This is a genomic window from Vreelandella arctica (assembly GCF_037070215.1).
GTDB lineage: Bacteria > Pseudomonadota > Gammaproteobacteria > Pseudomonadales > Halomonadaceae > Vreelandella > Vreelandella arctica.
Genome location: NZ_JBANSN010000003.1, coordinates 67,799 through 86,665, shown reverse-complemented (window position 1 = coordinate 86,665; position 18,867 = coordinate 67,799). Strand labels below are relative to the sequence as shown.

General features: G+C 57.0%; 17 protein-coding genes. 2 read left to right on the top strand and 15 right to left on the bottom strand.

Translation table 11 applies throughout. From position 1 onward, the window contains the following. Positions 1–42 precede the first annotated feature (42 nt). From V8L70_RS03445 to V8L70_RS03410, 8 genes are all read right to left on the bottom strand, one after another. On the bottom strand, positions 43–519 hold the full coding sequence (locus tag V8L70_RS03445; RefSeq protein ID WP_101147692.1) for a GNAT family N-acetyltransferase: 477 nt from the start codon (positions 517–519) through the stop codon (positions 43–45). Continuing rightward, positions 509–1,387 (bottom strand): hypothetical protein, encoded by an 879-nt coding sequence (locus V8L70_RS03440; RefSeq protein WP_336268862.1) that lies wholly within the window; start codon positions 1,385–1,387, stop codon positions 509–511. Before V8L70_RS03440 ends, V8L70_RS03445 begins: the two co-directional genes overlap by 11 nt. Continuing rightward, positions 1,384–1,692 (bottom strand): BolA family protein, encoded by a 309-nt coding sequence (locus V8L70_RS03435; RefSeq protein WP_101147690.1) that lies wholly within the window; start codon positions 1,690–1,692, stop codon positions 1,384–1,386. Before V8L70_RS03435 ends, V8L70_RS03440 begins: the two co-directional genes overlap by 4 nt. A gap of 41 nt (positions 1,693–1,733) precedes the next feature. Continuing rightward, on the bottom strand, positions 1,734–3,137 hold the full coding sequence (locus tag V8L70_RS03430) for an MFS transporter (protein ID WP_101147689.1): 1,404 nt from the start codon (positions 3,135–3,137) through the stop codon (positions 1,734–1,736). A 199-nt stretch (positions 3,138–3,336) separates the two neighbouring features. Next, positions 3,337–3,723 (bottom strand): hypothetical protein, encoded by a 387-nt coding sequence (locus V8L70_RS03425; protein WP_008958714.1) that lies wholly within the window; start codon positions 3,721–3,723, stop codon positions 3,337–3,339. Positions 3,724–3,806: 83 nt separating this feature from the next. Further along, entirely contained in the window at positions 3,807–5,330 is a 1,524-nt protein-coding gene (lysS, locus tag V8L70_RS03420; protein ID WP_336268861.1) for a lysine--tRNA ligase, read from the bottom strand. A gap of 35 nt (positions 5,331–5,365) precedes the next feature. Then, positions 5,366–6,464, bottom strand: a protein-coding gene (gene prfB / locus V8L70_RS03415; protein ID WP_336268860.1) for a peptide chain release factor 2 whose coding sequence is annotated in 2 segments (ribosomal slippage) — positions 5,366–6,388 and positions 6,390–6,464 — 1,098 coding nt in all. Because the reading frame shifts where the segments join, the coding sequence is not laid out codon by codon here. A 165-nt stretch (positions 6,465–6,629) separates the two neighbouring features. Next, complete coding sequence (locus tag V8L70_RS03410; RefSeq protein ID WP_336268859.1) at positions 6,630–7,979, bottom strand: OmpP1/FadL family transporter; 1,350 nt, start codon at positions 7,977–7,979, stop codon at positions 6,630–6,632. Between the two features lie 265 nt (positions 7,980–8,244). On the opposite strand from V8L70_RS03410, the gene V8L70_RS03405 reads away from it, so the two are divergent. Both V8L70_RS03405 and V8L70_RS03400 read left to right on the top strand, forming a co-directional pair. Continuing rightward, positions 8,245–8,673, top strand: a complete 429-nt coding sequence (locus V8L70_RS03405) for a MerR family transcriptional regulator (RefSeq protein ID WP_336268858.1) — start codon at positions 8,245–8,247, stop codon at positions 8,671–8,673. Then, a complete protein-coding gene (locus V8L70_RS03400; RefSeq protein ID WP_336268857.1) occupies positions 8,670–11,225 on the top strand; it encodes a heavy metal translocating P-type ATPase in 2,556 nt (851 codons plus the stop codon). Before V8L70_RS03405 ends, V8L70_RS03400 begins: the two co-directional genes overlap by 4 nt. Positions 11,226–11,299: 74 nt before the next feature. Here the strand turns inward: V8L70_RS03400 and V8L70_RS03395 are convergent, their stop codons facing one another. The 7 genes from V8L70_RS03395 to rplS form a co-directional block, all read right to left on the bottom strand. Next, positions 11,300–11,929, bottom strand: a complete 630-nt coding sequence (locus tag V8L70_RS03395) for a YitT family protein (RefSeq protein ID WP_336268856.1) — start codon at positions 11,927–11,929, stop codon at positions 11,300–11,302. A gap of 45 nt (positions 11,930–11,974) precedes the next feature. Continuing rightward, positions 11,975–13,786, bottom strand: coding sequence for a single-stranded-DNA-specific exonuclease RecJ (locus tag V8L70_RS03390; protein WP_336268855.1), 1,812 nt, complete (start codon positions 13,784–13,786; stop codon positions 11,975–11,977). 22 nt (positions 13,787–13,808) lie between these two features. Next, the gene (gene thrC / locus V8L70_RS03385) at positions 13,809–15,197 is read right to left on the bottom strand and encodes a threonine synthase (RefSeq protein ID WP_336268854.1); all 1,389 of its coding nucleotides are present in this window, start codon (positions 15,195–15,197) and stop codon (positions 13,809–13,811) included. 5 nt (positions 15,198–15,202) lie between these two features. Continuing rightward, positions 15,203–16,519: a homoserine dehydrogenase gene (locus V8L70_RS03380; RefSeq protein ID WP_101147680.1), complete on the bottom strand. Its 1,317-nt coding sequence runs from the start codon at positions 16,517–16,519 to the stop codon at positions 15,203–15,205. Between the two features lie 133 nt (positions 16,520–16,652). After that, positions 16,653–17,432 carry a DsbC family protein gene (locus tag V8L70_RS03375; protein ID WP_336268853.1) on the bottom strand — a complete coding sequence of 260 codons (780 nt, stop codon included), beginning with the start codon at positions 17,430–17,432 and terminating at the stop codon, positions 16,653–16,655. Further along, positions 17,407–18,288, bottom strand: coding sequence for a site-specific tyrosine recombinase XerD (xerD, locus tag V8L70_RS03370; protein ID WP_336268852.1), 882 nt, complete (start codon positions 18,286–18,288; stop codon positions 17,407–17,409). Before xerD ends, V8L70_RS03375 begins: the two co-directional genes overlap by 26 nt. A 135-nt stretch (positions 18,289–18,423) precedes the next feature. After that, complete coding sequence (gene rplS / locus V8L70_RS03365) at positions 18,424–18,780, bottom strand: 50S ribosomal protein L19 (protein ID WP_027957738.1); 357 nt, start codon at positions 18,778–18,780, stop codon at positions 18,424–18,426. Between the last annotated feature and the right edge of the window lie 87 nt (positions 18,781–18,867).

Here is an 18,867-nt window from a genome sequence, read left to right as displayed (position 1 = left end):
TTAATCGACGCCACTCGCGGCCGACAGAGTCTCACGACCAGCTTAGAGTGTCCGCGACATCAGCAGTGCATCCTCGCGCCCAGCGGTACTTTGTGCCGCTGGGTCGCTTTGGGCCGAATGAGCGGCCTGAGCCGGGTAGTATCCTTTCCGGTACCCGTCTTCGGTAAGCCCCATGCGCTGATAGAGCCGAATAGCGCTTAGATTCCCCACTCGCACTTCCAACAACAGTCGCTCGCTTGACCAGCGTTGGGCTTGCGTTAAAACGGCTTCCATCAATGCCAAGCCCGCCCCACTGCGGCGGCACTCAGGCACAACCCCTATCGCTTGCAGCTCCGCCTCAAACGGCAGTCGCGCCACGATGGCATAACCTTGCAGCTTTTCACCCTGCCACCAGCCCACTACACAGGTGTCTTGGCTGCCCAGTGCTTCCAGCATTTGTGAGTCGGAGGTACCGCTTTGCGCCTGACCCTCAAGAGCCGTCAATAAGGCTAGATGCTCAACGCCAAGTTCAGTGATCATTAACTGCTGGCTCAGCGCCGGTTGAACTATCGCGCGTCCACTGCTGGTTTAAGGCCTGCAGCTCTGGCCATAGATCGCGCTTACTGCGGGTGCCGTCGAGAAGGGCGGCAAGCGCTGGCCCCTGCCAGACAGGCAGCGAGAGCGTGTGACTTTGGCCTTCGTTCACGTTCAGCATACGATCCAGCGGCGCTTGTTCAGCGCCCAGCTCGCCCCACCAGATCAGCCGGGTTAGCTGCCACTCCTGCCGACTTACCTGGCCTGCAATAAAGGCTGCTAACCCTTCGCGCGCTTCATCTAGTGGGTCCTCAACAGCAAAGGCATTGGTCATTTGCGGCCACGTAAAGTGCGTTACTTCCGGCAATGCGCTCTGCTGAATACCCGCTGCTTGAAGTAGATTAGCCAACAATTGCTGCTCAAGTGCACTCATTTCGCCCGCTTGCAGCAATAACCATCGGCCATTAAGGCATAGACAGGAGAGGGAGAACTTAAGGGGCTTGGCTGGCGTAGCAAGTGCTGTATCAGCAGTAGGCTCAGCCTTATCGGATTGGGCGCCAACCTGCTTGGTTTGGCTCTGTTTGGCTTGGTCCGATTTTTCTGAGCTGGGCTTATCCTTCAGCAACAACGCGCGTACTGCCGAAGGCGAGGCGATAGCCTCGCCTGACGCCTGAGGTTCAGGCGCGTTCCGCCGTGGCGCAGGAGCATCATCCAACAGCGCCTGCAGCCGCTCCCGGGGTGGCGTAGGAGCTGGCGCAACATCGTCCCACTCGCAGGCTTCAGTAGGCAGCGCATTGGGTAGTTGGTAGCGCGAGCCCCAGGCGGTAATGCCCATGGCGTCCAGATAGTGGCGCCGAATAACTTCCTGGTTCACTTTCCGCCGCCACGGCAGTTGGGAGAATCAGGCCGATCACCGCCACGGGCTTGCCACTCACTAGGCGTATAAAGATGCAGCGCTAGGGCATGCACTGGCCCTGACAGTTCATCGGCCAACAGCGCATAAATCTGCTGGTGGCGCTTCACCGGCATCATGCCGTCGAAGGCATCGCTTACCAGCGTCACTTTGAAGTGGGTTTCAGAGTTCGCGGGCACGCTGTGCATATGGCTTTCGTTTTCAACCTGCAGCACATCGGGCGCGAGTGCCGCTAACTTCTGCTCAATCTGTGTCTGCAGCGTCATGGGGGTCTCCTTGAGATTACAAACCACTTTATTGTACGCGCTTACTGCCCGGCAGACGATGCCCGACGAGCGTGTAATGCACGCCTTGCCAGTGGCATACGTGCAACGCTTGCCAATAGCGCTAGCAGCGTAGTTAACGCCCCTAACCAGAGCGTCACCTGCACCGGCCACCCCAACGCCAGGGCGGCGCCGACTAGAGCGACGCCGAACGACTGCCCCACCGTGCGCGTGGTGCTCATTACCCCTGAAACGTTAGCGCTGCGCTCCGGCGGCAGGCTGCCCATCATTTCGCGATTATTGGGCGGCTGGAACAGCCCAAAGCCAATACCGCATAACGCGGTGCGCCATAAACTGCCGGCTACTCCGGTCGACTCATCAACTAACGCCAGCGCAATCAGGCCAATGATCAGCAAGCTAAGCCCTGTACTGGAAAGAATACTGGGATTAATTCGGTCGGCTAGGCGCCCGGCCACAGGGCCAACGAACATGATAGCTAGCGGCCAGGGAGTGAATAGCCAAGCGGTTTCCAGCGGTGAAAACCCCATCTGTTCCTGGTAGAAAAATGACAGGGCAACAAACGTAAGACCCTGGCCAATAAAGGCAAGCCCAGAGGCAGAAACGGCCAGCGTAAAGCGCGGCTCGGCAAATACGCTAAGCGGCAGTAATGGATAAGGCGCACGACGCTGGCGGGCAATAAAACCGGCACAGGCCAGCACCGTCAGTAGCGCCCAGCCACCGCTTTGCCAAATCGGCGCGGCGTGGCTCACGGCGTCCATGGCAATAAAGAAGCTGGCCAGCATAACGATCGAGAGCAATGCCCCAGCAACATCAAAACTGCCTTTGCGCGGCTCTTCGCGGGGCAACGCACGCTTGGCCAGCCATAGCGAGCAGAGACCCAGCGGCACATTTAAGGCAAACAGCCAGGGCCAGTCGGCAAACGACAAGATCACCCCGCTCAATGTGGGCCCCGCGGCGTAGCCACCGGCCACCACCAACGCACTCAAGCCCAGCGCGCTACCCAGCAATCGCGAAGGGAAAATAGCCCGATACAGCGACGGACCAATGGAGAGCGTCGCGGCGGCGCCCAGCCCCTGGAAAGCGCGAAACACCAGCAGCGTTTCCAGGTTGCGTGATAGCGCCGCCCCCAACGCAGCAGCAACAAAGGTCGCCAGCCCGAACAGGTAAAGCCTGCGCCGCGTGATCAACTCGCTAATGCCCGCGAAGACGAGCAAAAAAGCCGCACAGACCACTTGAAAGAGGTTGGTGATCCATACCGCTCGTGATGCCGACACACTTAAATCCGCAGCGATAGTGGGCAGCGCCAGATTGATCATGGTGGTGTCCACCACCGCCATTAAGGTACCGGTTACCAACGCCAGCACGGCCAAGGCACGCTCAGGCCCAGGCAGGCCATCGTCGCCAGGGCGGGTTTCAAACAGTCGCATAGCGAAGTCCTAGGGAAGAGTGTTTCTAAACGAAACGGCTAAAACCATTGTTTTCAAAACAATTATCTCGAAAACAATTAACTTGAAAACCATGAGCTTGAAAACAAAGAAACCGGCCTAAGCCGGTTTCCTAGTGCGCTAAATGGCTGTATTAAACAGCCGCGCTGGCAGCACTGAGCTTGCCTAAAATATTAGCACGCTAATCCTGCTCACTGTCTAATAACAATGCATCATCGACTTCGGAAATCTCAAGGGCTGTTTCGTCGTCCAAATCAATTGCTAGGTAGCTATGTTCAACGCGCACAAATTCTTGAAACAGAGCCCAATCGATCTTGTCCGGCCACTGGCGCTCATCCTCTTCCCAAGCGCGCAACTCAGTCTCGAGAATTTCCACGCAGCGCTCGCGCACAAACGTTTCCAGCGCCTCTGGAGTATCCATCTCTGGAATCAGATAAATGGTACTTTCACGTTCGACGTCGTCCAGGGTCAGGTCGTCGTCTCCCATGGTGGGTTCCAGCGCGTTGATCCAGTCCACAAAGGGCTGGGTCGGCCTGACGCTCAGTGCGGAGCGGTTAAGCAGTTTCATGGGATTCTCCTCGCCGTCGAAACGTTGACCATTATGGGCGCTATAACGCGCCCTTACCAACTTTTCATCCGCTATCGAATGGTTTAAACCACTTCGGGGCGCATCGCAGGGAATAGCAGTACATCACGAATGGAAGGGCTGTCGGTAAACAGCATCACCAGGCGATCAATACCGATACCTTCACCCGCGGTAGGCGGCATGCCGTACTCCAATGCGCGAACATAATCCGCATCGTAGTACATCGCTTCCAGGTCGCCAGCGTCTTTTTCCGCTGACTGGGCGCGGAAACGCTCTGCTTGGTCTTCGGCGTCGTTGAGCTCCGAGAAACCGTTGGCGATTTCACGACCACCAACAAAGAACTCAAACCGATCCGTAACGAACGGGTTAGCGTCGTTACGCCGCGCCAAGGGGCTGACCTCTGCAGGGTACTCGGTGATAAAGGTCGGCTGATCGAGCTTATGCTCGGCAACCTCTTCGAATATCTCCGTTTGCACCTTACCCAGGCCCCAGCTCTCCTTGACCTTGATGCCCAGTTTTTCAGCCATGGCCCGCGCAGCGTCCAACGAATCCAAATCAGCATCGGCAATGCCGTCACCGTGATCAAGAATTGCCTGGCGCAGCGTCAAGCGGGTAAATGGCTGACCAAAATCGTAGCTCGCGCCCTGATACTCAATCACCGCGCTGCCCAGCACTTCTTCAGCCGCTGTGCGCAGCATGGCTTCGGTCATGTCGAGCAGGTCGCGGTAATCCGCATACGCCCAGTAGAACTCCACCATGGTGAATTCTGGATTATGGCGCGTGGATAAACCTTCGTTGCGGAAGTTGCGGTTAATCTCAAACACTTTTTCAAAGCCGCCCACCACCAAACGCTTGAGGTAAAGCTCCGGCGCAATACGCAGATACATATCGATATCCAGCGCATTGTGGTGAGTAATGAACGGCCGTGCCGCCGCGCCGCCAGGGATCGGCTGGAGCATCGGCGTTTCTACTTCCATAAAGCCGCGGGCTTCAAAAAAGCGGCGCATGGAGCTAATCACCGCTGCGCGGGTTTCAAACACCTTGCGCGACTGAGGATTCATGATCAGGTCCACATAGCGCTGGCGATAGCGGGCTTCCATATCGGTCAGGCCGTGAAACTTATCCGGCAGCGGACGCAGGCTTTTGGTTAACAGCTGCGCCTCCTTCATCATCACGTACAGATCGCCCTTGCCGGATTTGTGTACCGGCCCACGGGCGGCGACGATATCACCGATATCCCAGCTTTTAACGTCTTCAAGCACGTCAGCGGGCAGGCCTTTCTTGTCCACGTAGAGCTGGATTTGTCCGGCCACATCCTGAATAACGATAAAGGGCCCACGCTGACGCATAACACGTCCAGCTACGGAGGCGTGGTGATCCAGCGCTTCCAGCTCGGCCTTGTCTTTATCGCCAAAGGCGTTTTGCAGCTCAACGGTTAAACTATCGCGGCGAAAATCATTCGGAAATGCACTCTTACCTTGCGCTGCGGCACTCTCGCGGCGAGCAGCCAACTTGGCACGGCGCTCGGCGATCAGGTGGTTTTCCTGGTGTGCTGAGACTGATTGTTCAGACGCGTCTTGGTTAGCCATGGGGCACCCTATTCATGTTCAAACGCTAAAAAATATTACAAACCTTGCTTCAAGCTAGCGACGATAAATTGATCGATATCTCCATCGAGCACTTTATCGCAGTTGCTGGACTGCACGCTGGTGCGCAAATCTTTGATGCGCTGGTCGTCAAGCACGTAAGAACGAATCTGGCTGCCCCAGCCGATATCCGCCTTGGAGTCTTCGGCTTCCTGCTTGGCGGCATTACGCTTTTGCATCTCGTGCTCCCAGAGCCGCGCTTTCAACTGCTTCATCGCAAAATCGCGGTTAGCGTGCTGGCTGCGCTGCCCCTGACAGGCGACGACAATGCCGGTCGGCTCGTGGGTAATCCGCACCGCTGAGTCGGTGGTGTTAACGTGCTGACCGCCTGCACCGCTGGAGCGGTAGGTATCCACACGCAGATCCGAGGGATTAATCTCGACCTCGAAACTGTCGTCAATCTCAGGGGACAGGAATACCGATGCAAAAGAAGTATGCCGGCGGCCACCTGAATCAAACGGGCTTTTACGCACCAGCCGGTGCACGCCGGTTTCGGTACGCAGCCAGCCGAAGGCGTAGTCGCCCTGGATATGCACCGTGGCCGACTTAATGCCCGCCACTTCGCCCGCGGAGATTTCGGTGATATCGGCTTTAAAGCCGTGGCTCTCCGCCCAGCGTAGGTACATGCGCAGCAAAATATTGGCCCAATCCTGGGCTTCCGTACCACCGGAACCGGACTGAATTTCCAGGTAGGCGTTATTTGGGTCCATTTCGCCGGAGAACATGCGCCGAAACTCAAGCTTTTCTAACGCGGCTTGCATGCTGTCCAGCTCTTGGCGCACCTCATCAACGGTACCTTCGTCCTCTTCCATTTCAGCCAGCTCTAACAGATCCCGGCTATCGCCAAGGCCTTGCTCAAGATCGTCAATAGTGGCCACGATGGCTTCGAGGGAGGCGCGCTCTTTGCCTAACTTCTGCGCGTAGTCTGGATCGTTCCAGACATTGGGGTCTTCCAGTTCGCGGGTAACTTCTTCTAGCCGATCTTTCTTTTCGGCATAGTCAAAGATACCCCCTAAGAACGTCTGTCCGCTCAGACAGGTCCTTAATCTGGTTATGAATCGGGTTGGTTTCCAACATGGGGTCGCCCTAGCGTTTGCTGTGTCTGGTCGTACAGAGGTGTATCGATCAGAAAAGCGCATAGTGTAACGAAAGCCGACACGCCCCGCATCCAATGGCCTGCCACAAGGCAATAAAAAACCCGGCAGATGCCGGGTTTCGTTGGTAACGGACTTTCTACAAAGCTTAAAAGCGATAGGTTAACTGCGCGCCAAAGCCGTGGGCTTCGTTTTTGTAATCGGCTGAGTAGTTAGAAGTGATGGGGGGTGTTTTTCGTCCCGCCACAGTGAAGCTATCTGTTTTAGACTGATCCACCTGAGTGCTCCGTTCGGTTAAGTAGGAGTAAGCCACATCTAGTGTTAGATCAGGTGTTGGGCTCCAGCCTGCACCAATAGAGAAAATGCGACGATCGTCAGAAGGGATACGCACACTGCGGGTAGAGTCTTGAGTCGGAGTAAAGTCTAGCGCTACCCCTGCACGTAAAGCCAACTGCGGTGTTAGCTGATATTCACCACCCGTTGAAAACGCCCACGCATTGGAATAGTTCTGTTGCTCATTAGTAATCTCCCCACGTTCAGTACCAGTAACCAGAATCTGGTCAAAACGGCTCCAGCGCGCCCACGAGGCACCAAACATAAGCTTGAGGTTTTCGCTCATTTGCTGCGTTAAAGAGAAATTAATCGTTTCAGGTGTGGTTAAATCCAGCGCTGCGGTATCTGTTACCGTTCCAATTCCCAACTGGTCTAACACGGGCGAACTTGCTGAAAAACTGCCTTCCAGATTGAAATCCACTTTTGAGCGGTAAGTTAACCCCAACGTTGTTTCAGGCACTGGCTGGTAAATAATACCAAGATTATATCCCCATGCTTCATCGTCACCTTCAACTCGTGAATCCACCTCAGTGAGGTTCGGAGAGCCTGCGGGAGTCTGGCCAACGACAGCAGGTACTTGGCGATGAAGCTCACCTTCGACTCTGTTGTAGGTTACGCCAGCACCAACGGACCACTGCTCGCTAAAGCGATAAGAAACGGTGGGCTGAGCCGTCATCACCTTCACCTCGGTGTAATTGCCCTGATTACGCCCCTCAAAGCCATCTTCGTAATCTGTTTTTGAACCAAAAGGAGCATACACCCCAAAGCCGAACGCCAGACGCTCGTTTACGGGTTGTGCATAGAAAGCGAAGGGAATCAGCGTTCCCGGAACCATGTCACCATTGTTACTTCCCCCCGCCGAACCCAGCGGCAGGGAGCCCGCTTGTGTTTCGAAAGAACGACTGGAAGTAACATTGTCTATATCGGAGTTGACGTTCAAATACGTACCACCCACGGTCACTTGGGCACGGTCTAAAAACGACATACCCGCCGGGTTGCCGTATACGATGCTGGCATCATGCACATTAGAGCTACGACCTGCATGCCCATAGCCCTGCCCACTAACGCTCTGCTCATTGATTTGATACCCACCTGCATGGGCTTGGCTGGCGAAGACGGCCGTAATGGCAGCGGCCAGGGTAAGCTTATTAAACTTATTATTCATAGCGATCCTCTCGTCCCGATGATCCAGTGGATACCCATGATCCACCTTCGTTATTTTTTACATGACTGTTTTCTCGCAATGGCGCCAAAGGTTCAAGTGCAAACGCTCGTTTTATTTCATTTTTAGCTTATACATTAGTCGAACGACCGTTTTAAATCAGTGTTTTAGTCATTTCGGCTTAAGGAACAAAGGCACCCTTGACCTATGGGTTACCCATAGGTTCTACACTCAATAGTGATTATTTAACCGGTCGGGAGAACAGGCCATGAAAGTTAACGAGCTTGCCAAACGTGGCGGGGTTACCGCGGAGACCGTTCGCCACTACGCTCGTGAGCGGCTACTTGCCCCGCAACGTCATCCGGAGAATGGCTATCAGCTATTTTCAGATAACGACTTAGAACGGTTGCGGTTTATCCAGCGGGCGCGCAAATTAGGTTTTAGCGTGGCGGAGATTCGCGACATCCTCACTCATGCCGACCAGGGCGATTCCCCCTGCCCATTGGTACGCGACTTACTTGCCAGCCGCCTGCCGCAAATCCGCGCACGCATAGCCGAGCTGGAAGCGCTAGCCGAGCGTATGGAACAGGCGATGGAGAGCTGGCAGCAAATGCCCGACGGCTCCCCCGACGGCCACAGCGTGTGCCGCCTGATCGAGAGTTTTCCTGACGCCACGTCTACCAAGGAGACCCCATGAGCGACTCCTCTACCGAAGCCGCCTCAAGCGTAAGCCCTGCAAATGGAGCCACCACGCGAACAATTCCTGGCATGAATTGCCAGGGCTGCGTCAAGCGTATGCGCGAGGCGATTCAAAGTGGTGACCCTGAAGCAGACGTCACCGGCATGCCTAGCGAAAAACGCCTAGAGGTTGTTTCATCCCTAACCGACGCCGAGCTTGATCAACGCTTGACCGAGGCAGGCTACCCGCCAGGCGACACTGATAAGCAGCCAGATACTGCAGCACCCGCTGATGCCGAAGCTGAAAAAACTGCCAGTGCTCATTCCCATCCTCACGGGCAAGGCAAAAAGCAGCGCTTGGCGATTAGCGGGATGACCTGCGCCAGCTGCGTCAATAGCGTGCAGAAAGCACTAGAGCGCACCGAGGGAGTCGACACCGCCAGCGTCAATTTTGGTACCCACTCCGCCCAGGTGTTTGGCAGTGCCGAGGCCCAAGCGTTAATCGCCGCCGTTGAATCCGCCGGCTATGGCGCCGAACCGATTGTGGATATGCGGGAAGCCGAACGCACTCGTGCAGAGCAGGACGCCAAGACGTACCAAAAACGGCTGCGCGGCAGTGCGATCTCGCTGGCACTGGCGGTTCCGCTGATGATGAGCATGTTTTTTTTCCATCCCCACCCGATGGGCATGGGGCGTCTCTACTGGCTGGTGATCGGCTTGTTAACCTTGGGCATTTTGGCCTTCCCAGGACGCCACTTTTTCGTCAACGCCTGGAAGCAGTTTAAGCACCACCAGGCCAATATGGATACCTTGGTCGCCATGGGCACTGGCGCCGCCTGGCTATATTCCATGGCCGTGGTGCTGTTTGCGCCGTGGTTACCCGAGGTTGCCCAGGGTATCTACTTTGAAGCCTCAGCCATGGTGATCGGGCTGATTCTGCTTGGCAATGCCATGGAACTACGCGCCCGGGGCCGCACTAGCGACGCGCTAAAGCGCCTGCTCGATCTGCAGAGCCGCACGGCGCGGGTGATTCGTGACGGTCAAGAGCAGGAGATTGAGATTGACGCGGTGCGTGCTGGCGACCACGTACGGGTACGCCCCGGTGAGCGCTTACCGGTGGATGGTGACGTCGTTGAAGGCCAAAGCCATATCGATGAGTCGATGCTTACCGGCGAGCCACTCCCCATCGCCAAAAGCGCGGGGGATGAAGTCAGCGCTGGCACGGTGAATGGCAAAGGCGGCTTGATATATCGCGCCACGCGGGTGGGCACCGACACTCGCCTAGGGCAAATTACCGAACAGGTAGCGAGCGCTCAAAACTCGCGCCCACCGATTGGCGAGCTAGCCGACCAGGTCTCCAGCGTTTTTGTGCCTGCGGTAATGATCATTGCCATATTGACTGCCCTGGCGTGGTTCAACCTAGGGCCCGCTCCCCAGGTGATCCATATGCTGGTGACGGCGACTACCGTGCTGATTATTGCCTGCCCCTGTGCGCTGGGTCTGGCGACACCGATCTCGACCATGATCGGCGTCGGTAAAGCGGCGGAGCACGGGGTGCTGGTGCGCAGCGGCGAGGCGCTGCAAACCGCCAGCAAGCTGACCACGCTAGTCGTCGATAAGACCGGCACGCTCACCCAGGGCAAGCCCAGCGTCACCGATGCGCAGATGTTTGGCGTGGAGCAATCCACCGCGCTGGCGTTGGTGCACGCGCTGGAACGCAGCTCCGAGCACCCGTTGGCGGCGGCGTTAATGACCTACGCGGATGAACACGACGCTAGCCCTGCCGAGATTAAGGGTTTCGACAGCGTGACCGGAGGCGGGGTAAAAGCCCAAACCGCCGACGGCAAAGCGCTGCTGCTGGGCAATGCACGTCTATTGAGCGAGGCAGGGGTGGATCTCAAGGCGGGAGGAGAACAAGCACGCGCCCTAGAAGAGCAGGCCCGCACGCTGGTGTACTTGGCGATAGATGGCAAACTGGCCGCCCTATTTGGCATCAGCGACCCGCTTCGCCACGACACCGTGGCCGCAATCAAGCGCCTGCAAAAAGACGGCTTAACCATCGTTATGTTAACCGGGGATAACGAGCACACCGCCAAAGCCATTGCCCGGGAGGTGGGCATCGACGAGTTCCGCGCGGGCTTGTTGCCTGAAGACAAGCACGCCGAGATCGAGCGTCGTCAGAAGGCGGGGGAAATCGTTGGCATGGTGGGCGATGGCATCAATGATGCCCCAGCGCTGGCCCGAGCAAATGTGGGCTTTGCGATTGGCCAAGGCACCGATGTGGCGATTGAGAGTGCGGGCATCACGCTAATGCGCGGCTCGCTGCACGGGGTGGCGTCTGCGATCGAGATCAGCCGCGCCACGCTGCGCAATATCAAACAGAACCTGGTCGGCGCCTTTGGCTACAACCTGCTGTGTATTCCCATCGCAGCAGGGGTGTTCTACCCACTCACCGGCATGCTGCTCTCACCGATGATAGCGGGCGCTGCCATGTCACTCTCGTCCATCACCGTGGTGAGTAACGCCAACCGCTTGCGGCTATGGAAAGCCAGTCAGGAGGACGCCTCATGAGTATATTGATCAACTTGGCAGGCCTGGGGATCATCGCGTTAATAGCGTGGTGGTTCTGGCTTAACTAAAAGTCTTTAACTCACCCCAATATAGCGCCCTGGCTTATGGTTCAGGGCGATAATCAGGTTGAGCGTCAGCGCCCCTAGTACCGAATAACCCACGCGATCCAACGGCAGTTGGCTCAGGGCTATCAGCAAGATAACGCCATCGATGGCGAGTTGAACGTAGCCTGCGCGCAGGCCGTGTTTATCCTGCAAGTAGAGCGCGAGGATATTGATACCTCCAAGGCTGGTACGGTGGCGAAACAGCATCAGCATACCAATGCCCATTAGCGCGCCGCCCATTAAGGCGGCGTAGATCGAGGGCACGCTGGCAAACTGTACCCAACCTTGGGTTAGCTCTGAAAACAGCGATACCAAACCGATGGCGGCAAAGGTGCGCAGGGTAAAACTCCAGCCCATGCGCTTCACCGCCAAGTAGTAAAACGGTAGGTTAATGGCAAAAAAGTACACCCCAAAACCCCAACCGGTCACGCTGCTGATCATATAGCTGAGCAGCAGCGCCAAGCCTGCGGTACTGCCGGTTAGCAGTACCGCATGGGTGTAAAAGGTAACCCCCAGCGCGACGAAGAACGTCCCCAGCAGCATCGCCATGACATCTTCATAGGGACGATGCTGATCCGTTGGTAAATCTTCCACGCGCATGGGGCGTCCTTACTTAAATGGTTAGTAGATGATGCGATGTACCGCTTAAATTGGGCTGGCGTGCTCGACCATCAACTGCAGCGTCTCGCGGCCACGCCAGCGGTTGCGATTAAGTTTGTAAGCACAGTGCAGCGTATCTCCCACGTTAAACCCAGGCAGTTCTCCCGGCGTTAAGGCGCGAAACCAGATCGCTTTGCAGGTCACCGGGCCAGTGGAAAGCTCCAGCATCAGGTGCGCGCCGTCGGCACCCACCGGGCGCAGCGCCTCGACAATAAAGCGGCCTTCAAACAGCGGTGGGTCGAATTCACGCCCGTAGGGGCCGAGTGTTTCGATCTCCGTTAATGTCGTCAGCGAAAGCTGCGCCGTGGAGAGTTCACCATCCGTCCAAAGGCGCGGATAGAGCGTTCGTCCCTCTAACTGCTCGCCCACTGCCTGCAAGAAAGCCGTTTTAAAGGCCTCAAGCTGATCCCGTGGCACGCCCACCCCTGCCGCGCCACTATGACCACCAAAGCGTGGTAACGCCTGGGGCGCAAGCTCAAAGGTACGCTGAAGGGCATCGCGCAGGTGCAGCCCGTCAATCGAGCGGCCAGAGCCGGTTAGCATGCCCGGTGCCGACGCTTGGGTTAGCACCAGCGCCGGGCGACCGTAGGCCTGCACCAACCGTGAGGCGACGATACCCTGTACGCCGGGGTGCCCGTCTTCCAGCAGCACCACCACGGCGGGCTCGTCGGCACTCAGGGCGCTCGCCGCCAAGGTACGCGCCTCGGCAGCCATATCGGCCTCAATCGCTTTGCGGGACTGGTTATCCTGATCCAGCACGTCGAGCTGACGATTGGCGACACCATCGTTCTCGGCCAGCATAAAGTGCAGCGCCGCGTAGGGATCGTCCAGCCGCGAGCGGGCGTTGATGCGCGGCCCCATCTGAAACGCTAACGTCTCGGCGTTAAACGGCACGCTGTCGGCACCTAGCCGCGTGGCCATGGCGCGCCAGCACGCCGCATCCATCCGATTGATCAGCTTTAACCCTTGGTTGACCACCGCGCGGTTGGCCGGACTGCCACCCAATGACACACAGTCAGCCACAGTGCCCAAAGCTACATAGGAGAGCCAGGGCGACAGTTTGGGCGTCGACTCTGACAGCGCTCCCCACTCAATCAGCACACCGCGCGCCAGTGACATCAACAGCCACGCCACCATACAGCCAGCGATGGTTTTGTCAGGGTAGTCACAGTCCGAGCGGGTCGGATTTACGCAGGCATAAGCAGAAGATGGTGGCCCCTCGATAGGCAGCGCATGGTGGTCGCTGACCACCACATCGATACCCGCCGCTTTTAGGCGCGCGATCCGTGGCTCATCGGAGCTGCCACAGTCGGCGGTAATCACCAGAGTTGGAAACGGCTTTTGCGCAAGGGTGCGCTCTACCAGCGGTAGGCTAATCCCATAGCCGTCGTGAATACGATGGCCGATCAGACTGTGCAGCTTGCCTTCCGGCACCCCAAACAGCTCCACCAGCGTGCGCCGGATCACCACATGGGAGGTAATGCCGTCCACATCGTAGTCGGTGAGAATACCGATCGCCTCGCCCTCTGCCACCGCCTGAGCGATACGTTCGGCGGCACGCTTACCGTCCGCAAGCTTCTCGGGATGCGCTAGATAGCGCAGGCTAGGCGAGATTAACGGCAGCAGCTCGCCGCTGTAGCCGGGCAAACGAGACGCTAGCAGCCGTGCCTGCAGTTCGCTTAAGCCTTCGGCTTGGGCACGGGCATAAAGCGCCTCGTCCACCGGACGAGGCTCTAAACGCGGTTCGCTCTTGCTAGACGTCAGCGCGCTTTGGGGTAAATCGGTCACTGAGGTCATTGCTGTCTCAACGAACGAGCATTCAACGCCGGTTTTCCGCAACATACTGCTGCACAGCGGCAAGCTCTGCTGGCAGCACGGTGTAACGCTCTTCGCGCTCTAGCAGGTCTTCCATATGCGGCGGCAGCGGCACGCCTAAGAAGCCCGCTTTCACCACGGCTTCGGCAAACTTGGCCGGATGCGCAGTCGCCAGGGTAATCACCGGCGTTGACTGATCAGCCCGGGCGCGCTCAGCGGCAATATAACCGGTCGCGGTATGCGGATCGAGCATCTCACCGGTGCGCTTATGAGCGTCACGAATCACTTCCAAAATCGTTGCGTCGTCCACGCTATAGCTTGAGAACTTCTCGCGCAGCTTGGCCAGCGGCGCATCGGCCAGAGCCGAGGGCTCCTGCTGGAAGCGATCTAGCAGGGCTGCCACGGCCATACCGTCGCGGTCGTAAGCATCAAATAGCAGCCGCTCGAAGTTAGACGACACCACGATATCCATGGAAGGCGCCAACGTCGCCGCCAACTCCTTTTTGGAGAAGTCGTTAGCAGCCAGCGTACGGTGCAGAATATCGTTGGCGTTGGTGGCGATGATGAACTGCTTCACCGGCAGGCCCATTTTGTAGGCCATATAGCCCGCAAACACGTTGCCAAAGTTGGCGGAGGGTACGCAGAAGCTCACTTCTCGATGCGGCGCGCCTAGCGCGACGCCTGAAGCGATGTAGTAAACGATCTGGGCCATAATGCGCGCCCAGTTGATCGAATTCACCGCCACCAGGCGCGTGCCGTTTAGGAAGGTTTGATCGGCAAAGCTTGCTTTGACCATTGCCTGGGCGTCGTCAAAATTGCCTTCGATGGCAATATTGAAGACGTTATTGGCCAGTACCGAGGTCATTTGACGACGCTGAACTTCTGAGACCCGGTTGTGCGGGTGCAGAATAAAGATATCCAGGTTGTCGCAGTGGCGGCAGCCCTCAATCGCCGCGGAGCCGGTATCGCCCGAGGTCGCGCCCATGATCACTGCGCGCTCGCCGCGCTTTTTCAGGAAGTGATCCAGCAAGCGACCGAGCAACTGTAGCGCCACATCTTTGAACGCCAGCGTCGGGCCATGAAACTGCTCAAGCAGGAAGTGGTTGGCATCTAGCTGCTTAAGCGGCACGACCGCATCGTGATTAAACGTCGCGTAGGCTTCGGTCACAATGCTACGGAACGTTGTGTCGTCGATCTCACCGTTCACAAACGGCTTCATCACCCGGAAGGCGATCTCCGCATAGGAGAGCCCGGCCATCTCGACGAGCTCTTCGCGGGAGAATTCAGGCAGTGTTTCCGGCACATAGAGGCCGCCGTCGCTGGCCATGCCGGTAAGCACTACTTCTTCAAAAGAGAGCGCGGGCGCCTGCCCACGCGTGCTGATATAGCGCATCTGGGCTACTCCCCTTCGTCCAAGCTTTCCACGCGAATGCGTGTTAGCGGCCCGGCGATATCGGCCATCGACTCAATTTCACGAATCGCTTCGTTCATTTGCTTCTCTTTGGTGCGATGCGTCAGCAGAATGATCGGCACTAATTCACCCTCGGTCGCTTCTTTCTGAATCAGCGCTTCGATAGAGATGCCCTGCTCGGCCAGAATCGTTGCCACTCGCGCCAGCACACCGGGGCGATCTACCGCCAGCAGGCGCAGGTAATAGGCGGTGGTAATGTCTTCCATCGGCATGATGGGTAGCTGGCTTACATCTTCGTCAATGCCGCTGAACGCCAGGTAAGGCACTCGGTAGTGGTGATCGGTAGAGATATCCCGCGCGACGTCGAGCAAATCGGCCACGACCGCTGAAGCAGTCGGCTCTGCGCCCGCACCAGCACCGTAATAGAGCGTCGGGCCAACTGCGTCGCCCATGATCGCAATGGCATTTTTCACACCATGCACATTGGCCAGTAGGCGCTCTTTAGGAATCAGCGTGGGGTGCACGCGCAGCTCCAGGCCTTGGTCGGTGCGTTTGGATATCCCCAGATGCTTAATCACATAGCCAAGGTTATCGGCCTGCTCGACATCTTCCGCGGTAATCCGCGAAATGCCTTCGGTAAAGGCTTTCTCAAACTGCAGCGGCACGCCGTAAGCAATCGAGGCCAAAATCGTCAGCTTGTGCGCGGCGTCGATACCTTCCACATCAAAAGTGGGATCGGATTCGGCGTAGCCCAACGCTTGGGCTTCTGCGAGCACGTCTTCAAAGGCACGGCCTTCGTCGCGCATATGGGTAAGAATGTAGTTGCCGGTGCCGTTGATAATGCCCGCTACCCATTCGATACGGTTGGCACCCAAGCCTTCGCGCAACGACTTAATCACCGGAATACCACCCGCGACCGCGGCTTCAAACGCCACGATAACGCCCTTCTCATGAGCGGCCTTGAAGATTTCATTACCGTGCACGGCAATCAGCGCTTTGTTGGCGGTGACCACGTGCTTGCCGTTGGCGATCGCCGTCAGCACCAGTTCGCGAGCGATATCGTAACCGCCAATTAGCTCCACCAGAACATCGACATTGGGGTTGGTGGCAACTTCAAACACATCAGAGGTGGCATTGATGCCGGTAATATCGCAGTCAGGATGAATACTGCGGTGAGCAACCTGCTCAATCACAATAGGACGGCCAGCACGACGCGCAATATCGTCAGCGTTGCGGGTCAATACGTTAAAGGTGCCGCCACCGACAGTGCCTAAACCACAAATACCTACTCTTACCGGTTTCAAAATACTTCCCCTTTCGTGTCGTGCACCTGGTGGTGCTGGTCTTAAATTTAGTCTTAAAAGCGGTTTTATAAGCTCTTAACCACACGCGTTAAGACAGTATCTCAGCGTTGTATGCCGTCTAATCGTTGCGGCACTACTCCTCGTCATCCAAGCCTAACATGGCGGTGAGCCGCTCGGGTGGCACAAATCCAGGGACTAACTGCCCATCGGGCAAAATAATCGCCGGTGTACCCTGCACGCCCAAGGATTTGCCCAGATCATACTGACCTGCCACCGGGTTGTCGCAACTTGCTGAGCTGGAAATAGCCTGGCCCTCTTTGGCTTGGGTCATCGCTTCGCTGCGGTTGTCCGAACACCATACCTGCTGCAGCGTTGTAGCGGCTTGGCTTCCCATACCCGCGCGAGGAAACGCCAAATAGTGAACGGCAATGCCGCGCTCGTTCAATTCTGGAATAGTGTCGTGCAAACGTGCGCAGTAAGGGCAGCTAGGATCGGTAAACACCGTTATGGTAGCCTTCGGCTCGTCAGCTCCGCGGAAAATCACTCGCTCGCTTTCCGGCACGGCTGCTAACGCATCAGCACGCTCTTGATTCTGCTCTTGTTCGGTCAAATTCACCAAACCGTCATCGGCATTTTCATACAGATCGCCGACAAGAAAGTGGCTACCGTCCGCATTGGAGTAGAAGGATTCGCCGCTCTCCAGCCGCACATGGTAAACGCCATTCATGGGCGTCTCCGTCACCGTTTCCACCGGCATCGCCTGACCATTAACGCTAAGGGATTCTGAAAGGCGGTCTGTTATCGCATCAGCCTGAGCGGCAACAGGTAATAGACTACCCGCTATTAATAACGGAAATACTAAAAAACGGCGTTGACGCATCATCAATTCAACCTCGTGGGTGATGTTCTGCATGTAGGCTTTCCAAGCGCGCTTGGGCCACATGGGTATAAATTTGGGTCGTCGATAAATCGCTATGACCCAGCAGCAGCTGTACGACCCGCAAATTGGCCCCATGATTCAATAAATGGGTCGCAAATGCATGGCGAAGTGTGTGCGGTGACAGTGGCCGGGTAATCCCTGCTGTGATGGCATGTACCTTAATGCGATGCCAAAACGTTTGCCGAGTCATGGCTTTATCGCCCCGGCCTGGGAACAGCGCTGGGCGCGTTGGGTCACTCATCAGCGCCAGCCGCGCGGTCTCCATATAGTGCGCAATCCAATCCGCAGCCTCTTCCCCCATCGGCACCAGGCGGTCTTTATCACCCTTACCGCGCACCCGCACCACGTTTTGGCGAAGGTTGACTGCATCGCCGGTCAGCCCCACCAGTTCTGAGACCCGCAGGCCACAGGCGTAAAGCAACTCCAACATGGCACGATCGCGCACGCCTAAAGGCGTCTCCGTATCCGGCGCCATCAGCAGGCGCTCTACTTCGTCTTCTTCCAACGTATTAGGCAAGCCGGGAATGGCGCGCGGCAGCTTGATGTCAGTGAGCGGGTCACTCATCACCTGGTTATTTAAGCGCCCCCAGCGGTAGAAACTGCGCAGCGTCGACAGCAGCCGGGCATTGCTACGCAGTTGGTAGCCCTGCTCCCGGCGGCTGGCGAACCATTCGCTAATCCGTTCCGGCGGTGGCGCCAACAGCGCTTCGCCATGGCTCTCTAAATGACGTTGCCACGCGGTTAAATCACGCCGATAGGCAGCTAGCGTATGATCGCTGGCGCCCTGTTCAAGCCAGAGGGCATCCAGGAAAGCATCAATCACGCTCATACGGCAGCAGTCTCCGGCTGTTTGTTATCAAGCAGCTGTATAAACAAAACCCCGCCCCGCAAAGCGGTGACGGGGTCTTGGTATCTGGGCGCCACGCCTATAGAAGCACAGCGTACGCCCACGGAACAGTGGCGTTTAAGCCAGCTTTTCCTTGATACGTGCAGAACGACCGCTGCGCTCGCGCAGGTAGTAAAGCTTGGCTTGACGCACATCACCACGACGTTTGACTTCAATCGAGTCAACCAGCGGGCTGTAAGTCTGGAAGGTACGCTCAACGCCAACGCCGTGAGAAATTTTACGCACGGTGAACGCGGAGTTCAGGCCACGGTTACGCTTACCGATGACCACACCTTCAAACGCCTGCAGACGCTCGCGGGTGCCTTCTTTTACTTTTACCTGAACGACAATAGTGTCGCCGGGGGCAAAGGGAGGAATTTCCTTGCCCATTTGCTCAGATTCGATCGCCTGGATCACTTTGCTTTTGCTGCTCATCTTCATACTCCTGAATAACGTGTTGGCTTGACCGCTCAATCATGGGTGGCGGAAGCCGTGATCCCGGCGCTCGAAACGAGCTACGCG